Annotated in this window: 15 protein-coding genes; 7 read left to right on the forward strand and 8 right to left on the reverse strand. The window is 49.1% G+C overall.

Annotated features, from left to right (window positions below; translation table 11 throughout):
- Positions 1 to 3: 3 nt before the first annotated feature.
- Both KO518_RS17075 and KO518_RS17080 read left to right on the forward strand, forming a co-directional pair.
- Complete coding sequence (locus KO518_RS17075; protein ID WP_216027073.1) at positions 4 to 882, forward strand: oxaloacetate decarboxylase; 879 nt, start codon at positions 4 to 6, stop codon at positions 880 to 882.
- Positions 875 to 1,780 carry a hypothetical protein gene (locus tag KO518_RS17080; RefSeq protein ID WP_216027074.1) on the forward strand — a complete coding sequence of 302 codons (906 nt, stop codon included), beginning with the start codon at positions 875 to 877 and terminating at the stop codon, positions 1,778 to 1,780. The genes KO518_RS17075 and KO518_RS17080 overlap by 8 nt, the downstream gene beginning before the upstream one ends.
- A 50-nt stretch (positions 1,781 to 1,830) precedes the next feature.
- On the opposite strand, the gene KO518_RS17085 is transcribed toward KO518_RS17080, so the two are convergent.
- The 8 genes from KO518_RS17085 to KO518_RS17120 form a co-directional block, all read right to left on the reverse strand.
- A complete protein-coding gene (locus tag KO518_RS17085) occupies positions 1,831 to 2,520 on the reverse strand; it encodes a hypothetical protein (RefSeq protein WP_216027075.1) in 690 nt (229 codons plus the stop codon).
- A gap of 101 nt (positions 2,521 to 2,621) precedes the next feature.
- Complete coding sequence (locus KO518_RS17090; RefSeq protein ID WP_216027076.1) at positions 2,622 to 3,548, reverse strand: electron transfer flavoprotein subunit alpha/FixB family protein; 927 nt, start codon at positions 3,546 to 3,548, stop codon at positions 2,622 to 2,624.
- Positions 3,549 to 4,298, reverse strand: a complete 750-nt coding sequence (locus KO518_RS17095; protein WP_216027077.1) for an electron transfer flavoprotein subunit beta/FixA family protein — start codon at positions 4,296 to 4,298, stop codon at positions 3,549 to 3,551. It abuts the gene before it with no gap.
- Between the two features lie 109 nt (positions 4,299 to 4,407).
- The gene (locus tag KO518_RS17100; RefSeq protein ID WP_216027078.1) at positions 4,408 to 5,592 is read right to left on the reverse strand and encodes a CaiB/BaiF CoA-transferase family protein; all 1,185 of its coding nucleotides are present in this window, start codon (positions 5,590 to 5,592) and stop codon (positions 4,408 to 4,410) included.
- Positions 5,593 to 5,605: 13 nt separating this feature from the next.
- Positions 5,606 to 6,961, reverse strand: a complete 1,356-nt coding sequence (locus KO518_RS17105; protein WP_216027079.1) for an amidase — start codon at positions 6,959 to 6,961, stop codon at positions 5,606 to 5,608.
- A gap of 10 nt (positions 6,962 to 6,971) precedes the next feature.
- Entirely contained in the window at positions 6,972 to 8,384 is a 1,413-nt protein-coding gene (locus KO518_RS17110; RefSeq protein ID WP_252736261.1) for a phenylacetate--CoA ligase family protein, read from the reverse strand.
- Positions 8,385 to 8,392: 8 nt separating this feature from the next.
- Entirely contained in the window at positions 8,393 to 9,754 is a 1,362-nt protein-coding gene (locus tag KO518_RS17115; RefSeq protein ID WP_216027080.1) for an MmgE/PrpD family protein, read from the reverse strand.
- On the reverse strand, positions 9,751 to 11,103 hold the full coding sequence (locus KO518_RS17120; RefSeq protein WP_216027081.1) for an MmgE/PrpD family protein: 1,353 nt from the start codon (positions 11,101 to 11,103) through the stop codon (positions 9,751 to 9,753). The genes KO518_RS17115 and KO518_RS17120 overlap by 4 nt, the downstream gene beginning before the upstream one ends.
- Positions 11,104 to 11,194: 91 nt before the next feature.
- On the opposite strand from KO518_RS17120, the gene KO518_RS17125 reads away from it, so the two are divergent.
- The 5 genes from KO518_RS17125 to KO518_RS17145 all read left to right on the forward strand — a co-directional run bounded on the left by KO518_RS17125 (position 11,195) and on the right by KO518_RS17145 (position 15,242).
- On the forward strand, positions 11,195 to 11,935 hold the full coding sequence (locus tag KO518_RS17125) for a GntR family transcriptional regulator (RefSeq protein ID WP_216027082.1): 741 nt from the start codon (positions 11,195 to 11,197) through the stop codon (positions 11,933 to 11,935).
- An 83-nt stretch (positions 11,936 to 12,018) separates the two neighbouring features.
- Positions 12,019 to 12,348 (forward strand): YciI family protein, encoded by a 330-nt coding sequence (locus KO518_RS17130; RefSeq protein WP_216027083.1) that lies wholly within the window; start codon positions 12,019 to 12,021, stop codon positions 12,346 to 12,348.
- 3 nt (positions 12,349 to 12,351) lie between these two features.
- Positions 12,352 to 13,605 (forward strand): MFS transporter, encoded by a 1,254-nt coding sequence (locus KO518_RS17135; RefSeq protein WP_216027084.1) that lies wholly within the window; start codon positions 12,352 to 12,354, stop codon positions 13,603 to 13,605.
- Between the two features lie 240 nt (positions 13,606 to 13,845).
- The gene (locus tag KO518_RS17140; RefSeq protein ID WP_216027085.1) at positions 13,846 to 14,547 is read left to right on the forward strand and encodes a Crp/Fnr family transcriptional regulator; all 702 of its coding nucleotides are present in this window, start codon (positions 13,846 to 13,848) and stop codon (positions 14,545 to 14,547) included.
- 128 nt (positions 14,548 to 14,675) lie between these two features.
- Positions 14,676 to 15,242 (forward strand): VOC family protein, encoded by a 567-nt coding sequence (locus KO518_RS17145; protein ID WP_216027086.1) that lies wholly within the window; start codon positions 14,676 to 14,678, stop codon positions 15,240 to 15,242.
- The last annotated feature ends 8 nt before the right edge of the window (positions 15,243 to 15,250 follow it).

Below are 15,250 nucleotides of genomic sequence, written 5' to 3' on the forward strand. Positions count from 1 at the left end.
GTTATGCAAACCCAAACCCTAAGACAACTAATATTATCCAACGATATACTGGTGGCACCGGGAGGTTACGATGGACTGTCTGCATCCCTTATTGAAAAAGCAGGGTTCGCCGCAATGTACCTGTCTGGCGCCAGTATTGCCTATACCCGATTTGGTCGACCCGACATCGGCTTGGTTTCCATGAGCGAAGTATCAGACACTATTTTTGTCATTCGCGAGCGTACCGAACTACCAATGATTGTTGATGCAGATACAGGGTTCGGGAATGCCATCAATGTACAGAGAACCATTAAACGGTTTGAAAGAGCTGGGGCAACCGCAATACAAATAGAAGATCAACAAATGCCCAAGCGTTGTGGCCACTTAAAAGGAAAAACCTTAATCAGCAAAGCAGAAATGATTGGTAAAGTGAAAGCCGCAGTGGATGCCAGAAGCAACGAGGATACGCTTGTTGTTGCCAGAACCGATGCCATTGCAGTTGAGGGTTTCGATTCGGCCTTAGACAGAGCTCACGCTTTCTATGAAGCTGGTGCTGATGTGCTATTTATAGAAGCACCGGAATCCATTGATCAGATGCAACGCATCAATCAGGCATTTGCCAACAAAATTCCTCTGCTCGCGAATATGGTAGAGGGCGGCTCCACACCTATAGAATCAGCAACCGACCTACAAGCAATGGGTTATAGCCTGGCAATATTTCCAGGTGCCATGGTACGGGCCTATACCTGCATGGCCCAAGAGTTCTTAAGTTCATTAAAAGAAAAAGGCAATACAAATGCCTATCGCCATCGCATGCTTGATCTGTCGGGTCTCAATGAATTACTGGGCACACCACGCATATTGGCCGAGGGTCAGCAATACGAAGGCAGCCAATATGAGTAATGAATCAAAACCATTGCGTCGACTAGGGCCAGTAGCAGGCGCCACATTACTGACTAACAACCTATCCAAAGTAGTGTTGGCTTACCAGCAAACCTTGGGTTTTACTTTGGTTCAACAGGATGTAGTGTCTCAGGAACTCAGTGCGTTGTGGCAAGCACCAAGCCTACTGGGCCACCCCATGTGCGTGCTGCAGTCAGCCAATGGGCACAGTTGGCTGCGAGTGGTAGAAGACCCAAACTGTACCGCGCCTGAGCCGCTGAAAACCCATGGCTGGATGTCTCTTGAGAGCAGTGTCGGCGACGTAGACAAACTCAGATTAGCGTTTACTAACGACTGTCAGTTTCACATTATTGGCGAACCCGCCTACCTGCAAGTCAGTGACGCCATCAAGGCAATGCAAGTTGTCGGCCCTGCCGGAGAGGTCGCATACCTTACACAGGTAGAGAGACCGGTTCCCCCCTTCGAACTCCCCATTAGTCATGCAACAACGGGCAGCTTGTTTATTCCTGTACTAAGTACTCACAGCCGCGCCGCATCAGTGGCGTTTTATGAAAAACTGAACAACGCTGACAAAGCGTTGTGCTTCAACACGAAAGTCTCGGTATTAAACAATGCTTGGGGGTTGGATACAAACCATCAGTTTCCCGTTGCAACCTTGCAGTTAGACGGCCGCTGTTTGTTTGAAATTGACGAGTTACAGCAGGCGAAGCCCGTTGTTAACAATGCCGGTTCTCTGCCTTCCGGGATTGCACTTATTACAGTTCAAACGAAAAAAATTGATGCTTTAGCTTGTGAATTTGGCGCCAAAATACACACTGTAAAGGACAACTACTACCCCTCGAATCGCGTCATACTGTTAACTGGACCGAGCGGCGAACGGATAGAACTGGTAGGATGATAAACGGTTCGTCATCCTGTAAGAATGACGAACCTTACTCATAAAGAAGGTTAAATCGGTTTTACTGCACCAAAGAATGCCACGGTGAGAATACCTATCCAGTACAAATAAGCGAGATTGCGTCCAAAGTTAATGGATTTCTCCAGTCTGTCTTCTACTTGCTGATCTTCCCGTTCTGCCAGTATGCGGAACATCATTGTCCACTCCCGCATAATGAACCGTAAAATCAGGCCAATTATCAATAGTAGTGAGAATATGAGCAATTTAATTGAAAACCATTTTTGCGCAGTTTCCGCATTAAACGGACCGTACCCCATCAAAGACGCAGCGGCAGAAACAAATACCAGAGGTATCACTACGTAACGAATAGCTTCGTCTATTTTCGTCAGCCGGATACCAATATCGGTTTCTCGTTTGAAGAACGCCGCCCAACACAGTCCAAGCCACGCAAAATAGAAAATCCACACAGCCCAGATAAACGCCCCTCCGTATGGTTGAACGCCCCAGAAATAGCCCATATGCATACCCAGTGGCAGCAATACAATAATGCCGGTTCGGGCGAGGATATCAATTTTGTAAGCGGTTTCCATGTGCCGCTTTCTTTCGGCCATAGACAGCTTTCGGTTGACTACGTGAAAAGAGGTTTGAAACACCCCCCATTCACCGCCCAACCAGTAAACCATGGCCACTATGTGTAACCAGCGTAAAATAGGCAGCTCGTACATTTCAATAAATGACATCGTTTCACCGTATCAATTTTTCTATTTTTATAGGTTAACCAGCCCGACTTTCTTCAACATTGTCAATTGTCAAATAGTCAGTCGGGACGACATGGCCTGCGTTATAACTGGGATTCCAGAACGGGAATAACGTCAAATAAATCAGCGACGAGCCCGTAATCAGCAACCTGAAAAATCGGAGCATCTTCGTCTTTATTTATCGCGACAATAACCTTGGAATCTTTCATTCCGGCCAAGTGCTGAATAGCACCTGAAATACCTACTGCAATGTACAAATCCGGGGCGACAATTTTACCCGTTTGCCCAACTTGCATATCGTTGGAAACGAACCCGGCATCCACTGCGGCCCGCGAAGCGCCAACGGCTCCGCCAAGCTTATCTGCAACGCTTTCCAGCATGGCGAAATTGTCGCCGTTTTGCATGCCTCGGCCACCGGAAATAATAATACTGGCAGCGGTCAGTTCAGGCCGCTCTGATACCGTCAACGTCTCAGCCACGAAAGTCGACACGCCCATATCAATGTCGGTCTCAAGATATTCGACAGGTGCGCTTTCCCCCACCTCAGCGGCATCAAACGCGGTGGTTCTAACAGTAATGACCTTTTTGTGATCTGTTGACTGAACAGTGGCGATAGCATTGCCGGCATACACCGGGCGCTTAAACGTATCCGCCGCTTCCACGGCAATGATGTCGGATATTTGTTCCACATCCAGCAACGCTGCCACTCGGGGCATGAAGTTCTTGCCAGAGGTCGTTGCTGCCGCTAGCACATATTCGTATCCACCCGCCAATTCTGCGACCAAAGCCGCGACATTTTCCGCCAGTTGATACTGATACGCGGGTTTGTCTGCAATCAACACCCTGGTTACGCCCAATATCGCGGCTGCACTTTCTGCAGCTTGCTTGCAATCGTATCCGGCAACCAGCACGTGTATCTCACTGCCCAAAGCCAAAGACGCGGTTACCACTTTATTTGTTTCAGGTTTAAGCTCGCCCTGGGCGTGCTCTGCAATAATCAGTATCGTCATTCAGATCACCTTTGCTTCGGTTTTTAGCTTGTCCACCAGCGCTTCTACAGATTCCACCATGACACCGGCCGTTCGGGTAGCAGGCTCTTCCACTTTCAAAACCTTTACAGATGATGTGGTAGCGGCACCCAGTTCGACAGCTGACTTCACGTCGAGGGGTTTGCGTTTTGCTTTCATAATGTTTGGCAGCGATGCGTAGCGCGGTTCATTTAAACGAAGGTCGGTGGTCACCACAGCAGGCAGAGTCAGCGATAAGGTTTGCAAACCACCATCCACTTCCCGGGTTACTGCCACTTTGCCGTCGGCTAATTCTAGTTTCGATGCGAAGGTTCCCTGTGGCATACCCATAAGAGCAGCAAGCATTTGACCAGTCTGATTATTATCACTGTCAATAGATTGTTTACCGAGGATGATTAAGTCAGCCTGCTCTTCTAGCTGCACGCTTTTCAATAGCTTGGCAATTTGCAGGGATCCCAGGTTAGATGAAGTTTCAATATGAATGCCGCGGTCTGCGCCGAGCGCCAGGGCGGTACGGATTTGCTCCTGGCAAGCCTTTTCGCCAATTGACACCACCACAACCTCCGTGGCCACTCCCGATTCTCTCAGGCGTACCGCTTCTTCCACGGCAATTTCGCAAAAGGGGTTAATGGCCATTTTAGTATTGGAAAGGTCGACGTCTGAGCAATCTGGCTTCACGCGCACTTTCACGTTGTAATCGATAACCCGCTTTATGGGGACAAGTATTTTCATATTAGGCATCTCGTTTGAAAATCGATTGGACTGTGCAGTCAAGTTTTCGCGATTTACCCAGGTATGAGAATGACTATTATCAATTAGCGCCCTACTGGCCACATTAATGTTATTTCACCTTGGTCAGCCTATTGATGATTTCCACAGTATGCTGCCCTAGTAAGGGTGGTGCGGAGTTGTATTCCACCGGCGTTTTTGAAAATCTGACGGGGTTGCCAACCTGAGGCACCGTGCCTAACGTGGGGTGTTGAAGATCAAACTGCATTTTCCTGTACTTCACTTGCTCGTTATCAAACACTCTGTCCAGGGTATTGATGGGTCCACAAGGAACATGCGCAGCTGAGAATTTTTCCAGCCAGACATCCAAAGGCTGCTCTTCTAACAGGGCCTCCAAAAGCGGAATAAGTGAATGGCGATGAGCAACCCGCTGTGCATTTGTTGCAAATTCAGGTTGGGTTGCAATTTCTGGCGCGCCGAGAATATCACAACAACGGGAAAACTGGTCATCGTTACCGACGGCTAACAGTATGTAGCCGTCTTTCACCTTCATGGCCTGATAAGGCACAATGTTTGGATGTGCAGTGCCCATTCGTTTAGGTAACTCTCCAGATACCAGGTAATTACTTCCCTGATTTGCCAGCCAAGCGACTTGTGTATCCAGTAGCGCCAGATCTATGTGCTGGCCTTCACCGGTTTGTACGCGGTGATACAACGCAGCGAGGATCCCCGATACCGCATACATCCCCGTCATCAAATCGACCACGGCAACGCCCACTTTTTGCGGGCCAGCTCCCGGCTCGCCATCCTTCTCTCCTGTGATACTCATCAGCCCGCCCATGGCCTGGATCATGGCATCGTAACCTGCGCATTGTGCATAGGGGCCGGTTTGACCAAAGCCAGTAATAGAACAGTAAATAATTGCCGGGTTACGCTGTTTGACGGTGGTATAATCCAGCCCGTATTTTTTTAATCCGCCCACCTTGTAGTTTTCTACCAGAATGTCGGCTTCTTCGACCATTTGATAGATGAGCGCCTGGCCTGCTTCGGTAGTTATATCCACCGTCACCGACTTTTTGCCTCGGTTCGCGGAAAGGTAATAAGCGGATTCCTCACTAGGTTCGCCGTTTTTGTCTTTCGCATAGGGAGGCCCCCAGTGTCGGGTGTCATCACCTCGCTGCGGGCGCTCTATTTTCCATACCTCTGCGCCGTAATCTGCCAGTACCTGGGTAGACCATGGGCCCGCCAAAATACGACTGAGATCAAGTACTTTTATACCTTGTAATGGACCGGCCATAAGCGTTTTCCGTTTAGTTGTTATCCATTGCGCTTAACAGCGTCTGAGGAATGGTAAAAGTAAATTGCACGTGTTGCTCCCACATTTCTGCAAGGGCCAACACCTGTTTATCGGCGGCAAACTGCCCCACAATTTGCATTCCAGCGGGCAAAGGGTTATCTGATAGCATTGGCACAGAAACCGCACATAGCCCGGCTTGGTTGGCAAACCCAGTGAGATCGGCCTGGTTCACCGGTATTTCGCCAGCCATAGGGAAGGCCCGTTGAGGTGCCGTGGGCAACAATAGAAAATCGCCTTGGGAGAATAGTGTACGGGCGGTTAACACCGCGTTGTCCAGTGTCACCTCAGCTCTCATCACATCCATCGGCGTTTTCCTATCAATGTACGACAGCAAGTTGCGAAGATAGTCTGAAAAATCATCAGGATACGCGTCCCAGGCAGCAGCGTGGAAATGGCGCATATCAGCTTCACAGAGGATCAATCCGGCCCGTCGGGCCGCGCCAAAATCATAGTGGGCAAAACTGAACCGGCGGAGCTGACACCCCATATCAACAAAGGCTTCAAGGTTTGCCTCGAAGTCTTTTATGATGTCATCCTCGACACCCAGGTTGGGCAAATCATCGGGTACTAACAGTACTGGTGATGAGGGCATTACCGGGTCAAACGCCATGGGTACCGAACGCGGGCAATTAGGGTCGTAGCCCTGCATAACGGAAAACGCCAAAGATAAATCTCTCGCAGAACGGGCAATTGGGCCAACGGTATCCATTACCCTGCCACACGGCACGGTACCAGCGTTTGAAATGGCCCCACGGCTAGCCTTAAAACCAAACACGCCGCAGTAGCTTGCAGGAATTCTCACCGAGCCCATGGTGTCTGTGCCCAAAGCCAGTGAAACCATACCTGATGCAACTGCGGCAGCGGATCCTCCCGACGATCCGCCGGGGGTTAGCGCAAGATCGAAGGGATTAAAGCAATCGCCAAAATGTGCATTGTGATTACTGGCTCCTAACGCCCCCTCACTCATATTCAACTTTCCGATAAATCGTCCGCCGGCCTGTCTTAACCTAGCAACTGCACTGGCATCAGTATGAACCCGGTTCTCTTTCAACACACTCAGTCCAGCTGTGGTTGTGAAACCGGCCACGTTAATGTTGTCCTTCACTGCAACTGCTGCGCCGCGCAGCAGGCCCTCTGGTTCATCACAGCGAGCATTGTCTGCAATCGAAATGAACGCATTGATTAACGGGTTCAGGTGGTGAATCCAGTCCAGCTGGAAGGCCGTCAACTCATCTGCTGTTACCTTGCCATCGTCAATGAGTGCCAGTTGTGCCGTTAAATCAAGATGGAGTAATTCTACAGGTTGCATTCGGGTTTCCTCAGAACCGTTCGTCGATGAGACGAATGGGCTTTTGTCTTACATCGACCTGCGTCATAGGTGTTAATTCGCCCTCTCCCACCAGCTCTACCTCCACTGCAATACCGATCTTTTGTTTCAACAGTGCTTTGTAAACAGGTGTCAGTGTATCGCGCTGCTCCCGAGGCACGGCCACCTCAGCCATCACAATCATGTCGTCCCGGCCGTTTTCATCCCTTACAGCCCGGCAAATGAATTCGCCAAGAAACTCTTCCCGTTCATCCATCATCGGACCAATGCCTTGAGGATAAATATTTATACCTCTGAGTTTCACCATATTGTCACTACGCCCCATAAACCCACGAATGCGCTTAAAAGGCAAACCTGTGGTATTAGGTGTGGGAATGACTTCAGTGATGTCGTGGGTGTTAAAGCGAATAATGGGGTATACATCGTCTTTGTAAAGACAGGTGACCACCATGTTTCCTTTCTCACCGTCGGCTACAGATTCATTGGTGTCCGGGTCAAGCACTTCCAGAAACTGAGCGTCTTCCCACACGTGCATGCCATCGTGATCCGGCCCTTCGGCCGCAATACACCCCGTATCGCCCACACCATACCAATCGAATAGTTCGGGTTGATGGGTTGCGCTTCCCCACGCTTGAGCAATGGCTTCTCTTGACTCCATACCCAAGTGACCGATGATCATATCAATGTGAATATCTTCGCCGGGTGTGATGCCTTCTTCCCTTGCCACATCAGATAGTCGCTTGATGTAATCAACAAAACCCACCAGCACATTGCTGCCAAAGCTTTTCATCAGGTTTACTTGCTGTACTGAGCGGGTTTCAACGCCTGTGCCAGCTGAAAGAAAGATGGCATTGGTGTAATGCGTCACAGCCTCACGAATGTAATGGCCACCGTTTATCATTCCATGACCGTAGCACGACTGCACCGTGGCAGCGGGCTTGAGCCCCATAAAACGATAGCTGCGCCCCACCAGTAGTGACTGAATTTCTCTGCTCTTCGGCCCAAACAGCAAAGGCTGCGGCGTACCGGTTGTGCCGGAGGTGGTGTGAAAGACTAGCGGCGGTCGCCGGGCAGGGGGAATATCGTCCAGACCGTGAAAATCGCCGATGGGCGGATACTGTGCGACGCTGTCCATAATATCTGATTTAGAGATAAGCGGCAGTTTATGGATATCGCTTATAGACTGAATATCGTTTTGCTTGACGCCGGCCTTACCCCAAATTCGCTGATAAAAGGGAATTTGCCATGCCCGGGCAACCACATGCAGAAAACGCTCGTTCTGCAATGCCGTTAACGCGTCCCGACTCATGCCTTCAAAGCGACGAATCAGTTCATCGCCCAAAGGGTAGTCTTTTAACATCTGTGTGTAATCAAACGATTCAAAATATGTGGGGTAACTACTCATGCGTCAGCCTAAATATTACTTATAGTGAGTTCTACAAGTTGCTTAATATTTTGCATCTGCTCTAAAGTGTCTATGCGATTTATCAAATTGTCGATTTGTGTATCACTAAATGGCCGTGCTGCACTTCTACAGGCGTCGCGGAATTTCTTAAGCTGAGCTTGTCCGGACAACGGGCGATCTGGATGACCTAACACCGCCGGTAGCTCAACGTGCAATACCTCTCCATTTTTCATCGCTATGCGCACAGTCACCGGGGCGAGCGCATTTGGGTCGGTAGTAGTGTTTACCCTGGTATGTACTTTTGCAGCCAGAGCCAGTCGCAATGGACAAGCCAAATTGACGGCACTAAAATCCTCCGCGTTAACGCTACCCGTTAACAGCGCGGTTGCGGCAATATAGCCATTGCATAGCTTGGCGTAGTTAGCATCCATACCCGCCTTTGCTGGCCGTCCAACCAATCGGTTTATCAGTGGCGTTGCCTCAATTTCTACGGCGTGGATCTGTTCAATTGAAATAGTGTGATTTCTTTGCAGTGTTTGAATACCGTCAATAGTGCCATGGCCGGCTCGACCGGTGGGAAAAGGCTTGTGGCTAACGCGTTCAATTTGATATTGCTTGCCGAGATTGGCGTGAAAATAACCGAGGTCATAGGAATCTTCAAATAGCTTCAAATAACCAAACGGCCCCTCAAGAATGTCCTTGGGGCCTTGAAAACCGGCTAAGGCAAGCTGTATTGCATTCACTGACGTGGCGGCATTAGTAGCAATTTGCATGGCCAACATGGGCGAACCTTCCACATGTGCCTGCATGGTCCCGCTTATTTGACTGTAAGCAATACCGAGCGCATTTTCCAGCGTCACTCCCTTTATGTTCAACATGGCGCATATACCTGCCGTGGCTCCCAAACACCCGCACACAGCAGGGCGAAAAAATTTGAGCCCCGAGGAGGCTGAACTGCCTATAAGCGTAGCCACATCCACTGCCACGGCGACACCCAGTATCAACGCTTTTCCGCTGAGATTTTCCTTCTGGGCAAAAGCCACCAACGCAGACAGTATAACCGCCATGGGGTGCACCACGGCCCGTTCATGCACACAATCCCATTCCTGATTGTGAATTTGATAGCCGTTTATTGCCGCAGCAACATGGGCTGGAGCCCATTCACCTGTTACCCACACCTGAGCTTGCGCCGCATTTCCCTGATGGGCGAGCGCCTGCTTTATCACATCGACATAGTGTACCCTGGAGCCACTTATCCCCACCCCGATGGAGTCGAGGATAAAGGTTTTACAGGCGTCAATCGTGCTTTCAGGCAAGCTCTCGTATCGGGTTTGTTCAATATGACGAATGAGCTGATTCATCGCGCTCATATCTTGTCCTCCAGCAACCGATTGAGCGAAGTGAGATCGTCTTGTTTGGCCCATTCCATGGCTAATAGGGCATCGGTCTTGCTGGCGCTCACGCCAGCTGCAGACAGCAACATACTAATCTTGTGCGCAAACTGAGGTTTTGACAGCGGTTTTTCAGGGTCGCCCAGGGTGTCATCTACCTGTGCGCTCAGCACTTTGCCGTCCTTGAGCAAAATTTCACACCTGGCGCCGTAATGGGCCGGATATAATTTCTCAATGTTGGCGTCAAATACAACATCCACCCTATCCCGAAGCGCGATAACATCTTCACGAGCGATGTAATCACAGTCAAAGTGATGTAGTTGAGGTTGTTGGAACAGAAGCAAGCAGCTTACCGCGTGCTGTATACTGAATTTGGCCTCCAGAGGTGTTACCGGTGTTCTGCGATCACAAAAGACCATGGCATCCCGGTAGGTGTTAATCGTTACTCTTTCTACATCGGTTGCTGCCACCTCAGCGTGCTGTAGTACTGATAACAGTGCGTCCATGGCCGGGTGCGCATGGCGACAGGCCGGCCAGGGTTTAAAACTACAATCGTGAATACGCCAGTGTGTGGACGGCGCATTAAACACCTCGGGCCTGGCATCAGTAGACATGGCAGCAAATACGCCTTGAGGCCCTTCCAGAACAAACGCCGGTCCAGATAGTCCCCGCCTCGCAGCCAACGCGGCATGGGCCCCAGAGAGAGCTGCCTGTGCGTTGTGCCATTGCTTCGTCAACACTTTCTCGTTGCGCATTTGCCAGATGCCACCTGTGCGGCTCATTGCATTACCAAGCGCCCACACGGTTTCGGAGTCGGAAAGTTTAAGTACTTTGCTTACCGATAGCGCTGCCCCAATGGCGGCACAGGAAGACGTATTATGGAAATACTGATAGTGACTTCTCCCCACCGCTTCCCCCATGCGAATGGTTATTTCATAGCCCCAAATCACAGCCTCCAGGAAGTCTTTCATACTTGCCTTTTGCACTTGGGCCATTGCCAGGGCCGCCGGGATAATCACCGGCCCCGGATGTAAAATAGACGAGCGATGTATGTCGTCCATTTCCAACACATTACCTAGTGCGGCATTTATGTTAAGCGCCTGCGTCCAATGTACCCTTCCGTGAAACAGGTTGATTGCCTGTTTGGGGGAAGAGATAGGATCGTCGTCAATTAATGATTGAAAGACATCACCAGCTATAGATAACCGGCCCAGTGCACAACATGCGATCCAGTCCAGCACATGGAGAGCCGCTCGTTTGAGATCGCTTTCCTCTAGGTTTTTTTCTGCCAGGTCGGCGAGAAGCCTTGTTGTTATAGACGCTTGCATTTGCATATTCTTGTCTTTACATTAATCATTCAATTTGTCCGGACATATTTAAAATTTCACTTTCTAATTTAAGCTATTAAGATTCGAATTTATGAACCAGAGTAAGTCGTTACCTGCTAAATATCAGGTTATTGGTGAACAGCTAATTCACCGGGTCCTCGACAGTACCTTTGCCATAGGTGACACCCTGCCCACAGAAAAAGAGCTGTGTGAAACCTTTTCTGTAAGTCGTCATACTGCCCGAGAGGCATTGCGCTACGTTCAGCGCACCGGCTTGGTCGAGCGCCGACAAGGTTCCGGCACTAAAGTGGTTCGCTCGTCCATGCCAGAGCAAATCAATCAGTTTATCAACAGCATTGAAGAGCTGATGATGTTCGGCAATGCCACCCGCTTCAAACTGGCTGTTTCTGATATGGTACCCGCCACCGCTGATGTAGCGCGCCTGCTTGATTGCGCAGCCGGCGATCAGTGTATTCATCTAGGTGGAGTTCGCGTAGAACCCCACGACAAAAAACCCGTTTGCTATACCAATATCTTCCGCCTGCCCCGCTGTGACGATATCGACGCCGGCTTGCAACACCCGAAAAAGGCGGTAAAAACGCTGATGAAAGCCTTAAACATGAAGCACATCGCAAAAGTCGAGCAAACCATTGAAGCTTGCCTTATACCTTCTTCTCAGGCGCCGCTCATAAATGCCCAAACCGGCACTGCGGCCATGCTTATCACCAGGCGATACTTTTCAAAACGCAATCAGGGTTTAATTCTCGTTTCCCAGAGTATTTTTCCGGCACATCGCTTCAGCTATAGCACTGTACTTTATAACAGCGAGTGAGAGAGTGGTTTTGACAATTGTCAAGTACACCTGCCAGGCATTGTGAGATAACTCAATAACCGGAATTTACATCGCATTTACACATGTTGTTTTGCATTCAGTGCCGTGACAATGGCAATCAGGAAAAAAGCAGATTAGCCTATCTTAACGAGCATTTGAGTTGGGTTAGCCTCCATTTGGAGGTGATTAAAGTAGCGGGCCCTCTAAGAGATAAAAAAGAGAAAATAACCGGTTCTTTATACGTACTGGAAGCCGGGAATGAAAGCCTGGCCATGCAGTTTATACAATCTGACCCCTATTATCAGGCTGACATCTGGCATCACGTAAGCTGTGACGAATTCAGTGCCTATGCAGGAGAATGGGTGGGAGGAAAAAACTGGCCGGGTTCAACAACTAATGATAATAAGAGGTAAGTAATGCGTGCACATTCAAATGCAATAGACAGCCGGTCATCTTCACAGGGCCATTTCAAACACTGGGCAATGGTTTTTGTTGCTATGGTCAGCCTGTTAATTTCTAACGGCATGACGCTGACAGCACTGACCGCTTTCGACAGCTCACTGCTGGCTGAATTCAGCGATTGGTCGCGGGGAGATTTAAAACTCAGAGGGCTGATTACTCTGGTGGTGACCGGCCTGCTCGCTCCCTTTGTCGGAATTATCATAGACCGTATCGGCGTTAAACTTCTCATCATGGCAGGTTCGGTGATCCTTGCTTTTGCTACCTTCGCCTACGGATACATTACCGATATTACTCATATGTATCTCATACATATGGCATTCGGCGTTGTGCTGCTGTGTTGTGGGCTGAACGTAGCAGTCATTCTGGTTTCAAACTGGTTTGTCAAATTTCGGGGTACCGGTATTGGTATTGCTGTTATGGGCACCTCACTCGGTGGCGCCATACTGGCGCCAATCTTCGGAGGCTGGATTGCCGATGGTGTGCATTGGCGTGACGCCTTTCAAATGGCAGCGATTATTCCCTCGGCACTACTCATTTTAGCTACGTTCATGGTAAAAAACCGCCCGTCTGACATCGGCGCGCTCCCCTTCGGTGTTAACGCGTCTGCCTCAGCAGAAGAGCAAAACGTGGCGAGTCAGGGGGTTGAATACAGAGACGCCCTGAAAACCCGCTCTTTCTGGTCTATTGCCTGTATCGCCATGCTTACTTTTTATTGCTTGCTGGGCCTTCAGGCGAATCTCATATTGCACCTGCAGGATGTGGGTTTTGACATAGGTGCCGCCGCGGCAGGCCTGTCTATGCTGTTTACTCCGGCGCTCGTTGGTAAATTCGCCTTTGGCTTAATTGCCGACCGCATTCAGGGCAAAAAAGTGTTGTACGCAAACCTCTTCCTAATGCTCTTGGGTTTGCTGTGGCTCATTGTTGCAGACAAAGCCACTGTGCTGTTTTCTGTCGCAATCGTAGGTTTCGCTTGGGGTGGTTTTTACACCTTGTTCCAACTTAATGCCATAGAGTGTTTCGGCCTTAAAGCCTCAGGTAAACTACTGGGGACCATCACAGTGCTGGATGCATTTGGCGGTGGCTTGGGCATTTTCATCACTGGCATGATGTTCGACATTTACGGCAGTTACCAACCGGCTTTCATTGTGTTCGCAGTGCTGGTTTCCATAGCCCTTTTGTTAATAACGCAAATTAAAAAGCACGCGTAAACAACCTCAAAACCAAAGGCTGTTCACGGGTAAGAAAGCCCGGTCTGAAGACAGCCTGTATTCCTCACTTATTCATGACTTTGTTGTACCTAGCCACTCTTTTTTTGTACGTAGAAACATTGCCAGTCTACTCAATGCTGGATATGCTAAAGACGTAAGGGCCGGTATCCGCACCGGTCACGTTTTGACCCATGCCACACGCGTATGGCGCAGACGACAACAATAATAAGCAGGCATAACATGTCACTAGATATCAATAAAGTCTCCATCAAAACGTCTTTAGCATCTTGTTTTGGAAGAAATATACGGGAACTGGAAGGCGCCACGGAATTTTTCGAGGAGCTCGCCGCGAAAGCAGAGGAAATCACTGTAGAGCCACACAAATACGTCCTCAGAGAAAAAGATCCTAATGACTATGTATATGTGCCCGTATCCGGCTCAATCATGTTAGAACGCTCGACGTCAACAGGTTCTAGACAAGTCTTTGCTTTCCTGTTTACCGGCAACATGCTGGGTGTCACCGAGCTCCCTTACTACAGCTTTAGCGCAAAAACCCTAACTCAGGCTACCGTAATAAAAATACACCAAAAGCTAATTTCAAACGCATTCGACAAATATCCCATGATTGGCCAACGCTATCAGGAAATGACTTCACATATTTTGTCACTTATTCTTGATCAGCTTTTTATTATGGGCCAAAAAACCGCCCACCAACGGGTGGCGCATTTTCTCCTTGATATGGAGCACCGCTTGGGCCACGGTTCCAACAAATTCCATCTCCCTATGTCTCGCCAGGACATTGCGGATTACCTGGGTATGAGCCTGGAAACCAGTAGTCGTGGCTTTAGCAGGCTTAAAAAAGACGGGCTTATCAGCATTGAGAGCAATTACCAAATCACAATTTTGCAGCAAGATATGTTAAAGGCTTACGCTGAAAGCTAAATGTGAGTAATTGACCTTTATCAATGTGCTATTTGTCTATCTGCTTAGATTAGAGGAACTAGTCAGAAAAGATTAGTACCACACGCTCTGCGTTTTGCAGATGAACTAGTCAACCGTGGATAACCGTCATGATAAGAAAAATACTCATCGTCGCTCTGGGTTTAACCCTTTGGAGCGGCCCACTGGCGCAGGCAGCGCCTGTTTCGGAAACCGAGCAGATACCCGTAGACATTCGCAGAACCACCTTTATTACCAACGATACCGAAAAATCGTTGAAGTTGTACCGTGACGCACTGGGACTCAAAGTCATTTACGATCAAATGATCAATTCCCCTATGGAAAACGGAGAAACAAGACAACGCAGATTAGTATTGATGCGCGCCAATGATGACTTCATTGGCGCAGTAGGCTTACTTGAATATATTCATCCCAAAAAGCCACAGCGTCAGGAAAAATTTGACGAACCTGTACCTGGTGATCCCATCGTGGTGATTAATGCAAAAGATCTGGATAAGCGCTGGGATAAAGTGGCCGCATCACCGGGTGTTACAGTGATTGAATCTCCAGAAATTGTGCATTACCCAAGAGCCAATGGTGGCAAAATTGCCGTCAATGTTTCCATGATCCGCGACCCGGATGGTTACTGGCTTGAGATAAACCAAATACTAGACGAGCCAGCAAGCGAAAAAGACTAACCCCACCA

It is taken from the genome of Aestuariibacter sp. A3R04 (assembly GCF_018860805.1).
In the GTDB taxonomy this organism is placed as follows: Bacteria; Pseudomonadota; Gammaproteobacteria; order Enterobacterales; family Alteromonadaceae; genus Alteromonas.

Bases quoted from the DNA above. Each gene is read 5' to 3' on its own strand.
- KO518_RS17075 (WP_216027073.1), top strand. From the start codon at position 4: ATGCAAACCCAAACCCTAAGACAACTAATATTATCCAACGATATACTG.
- KO518_RS17080 (WP_216027074.1), top strand. From the start codon at position 875: ATGAGTAATGAATCAAAACCATTGCGTCGACTAGGGCCAGTAGCAGGC.
- KO518_RS17085 (WP_216027075.1), bottom strand. From the start codon at position 2,520: ATGTCATTTATTGAAATGTACGAGCTGCCTATTTTACGCTGGTTACAC.
- KO518_RS17090 (WP_216027076.1), bottom strand. From the start codon at position 3,548: ATGACGATACTGATTATTGCAGAGCACGCCCAGGGCGAGCTTAAACCT.
- KO518_RS17095 (WP_216027077.1), bottom strand. From the start codon at position 4,298: ATGAAAATACTTGTCCCCATAAAGCGGGTTATCGATTACAACGTGAAA.
- KO518_RS17100 (WP_216027078.1), bottom strand. From the start codon at position 5,592: ATGGCCGGTCCATTACAAGGTATAAAAGTACTTGATCTCAGTCGTATT.
- KO518_RS17105 (WP_216027079.1), bottom strand. From the start codon at position 6,961: ATGCAACCTGTAGAATTACTCCATCTTGATTTAACGGCACAACTGGCA.
- KO518_RS17110 (WP_252736261.1), bottom strand. From the start codon at position 8,384: ATGAGTAGTTACCCCACATATTTTGAATCGTTTGATTACACACAGATG.
- KO518_RS17115 (WP_216027080.1), bottom strand. From the start codon at position 9,754: ATGAGCGCGATGAATCAGCTCATTCGTCATATTGAACAAACCCGATAC.
- KO518_RS17120 (WP_216027081.1), bottom strand. From the start codon at position 11,103: ATGCAAGCGTCTATAACAACAAGGCTTCTCGCCGACCTGGCAGAAAAA.
- KO518_RS17125 (WP_216027082.1), top strand. From the start codon at position 11,195: ATGAACCAGAGTAAGTCGTTACCTGCTAAATATCAGGTTATTGGTGAA.
- KO518_RS17130 (WP_216027083.1), top strand. From the start codon at position 12,019: ATGTTGTTTTGCATTCAGTGCCGTGACAATGGCAATCAGGAAAAAAGC.
- KO518_RS17135 (WP_216027084.1), top strand. From the start codon at position 12,352: ATGCGTGCACATTCAAATGCAATAGACAGCCGGTCATCTTCACAGGGC.
- KO518_RS17140 (WP_216027085.1), top strand. From the start codon at position 13,846: ATGTCACTAGATATCAATAAAGTCTCCATCAAAACGTCTTTAGCATCT.
- KO518_RS17145 (WP_216027086.1), top strand. From the start codon at position 14,676: ATGATAAGAAAAATACTCATCGTCGCTCTGGGTTTAACCCTTTGGAGC.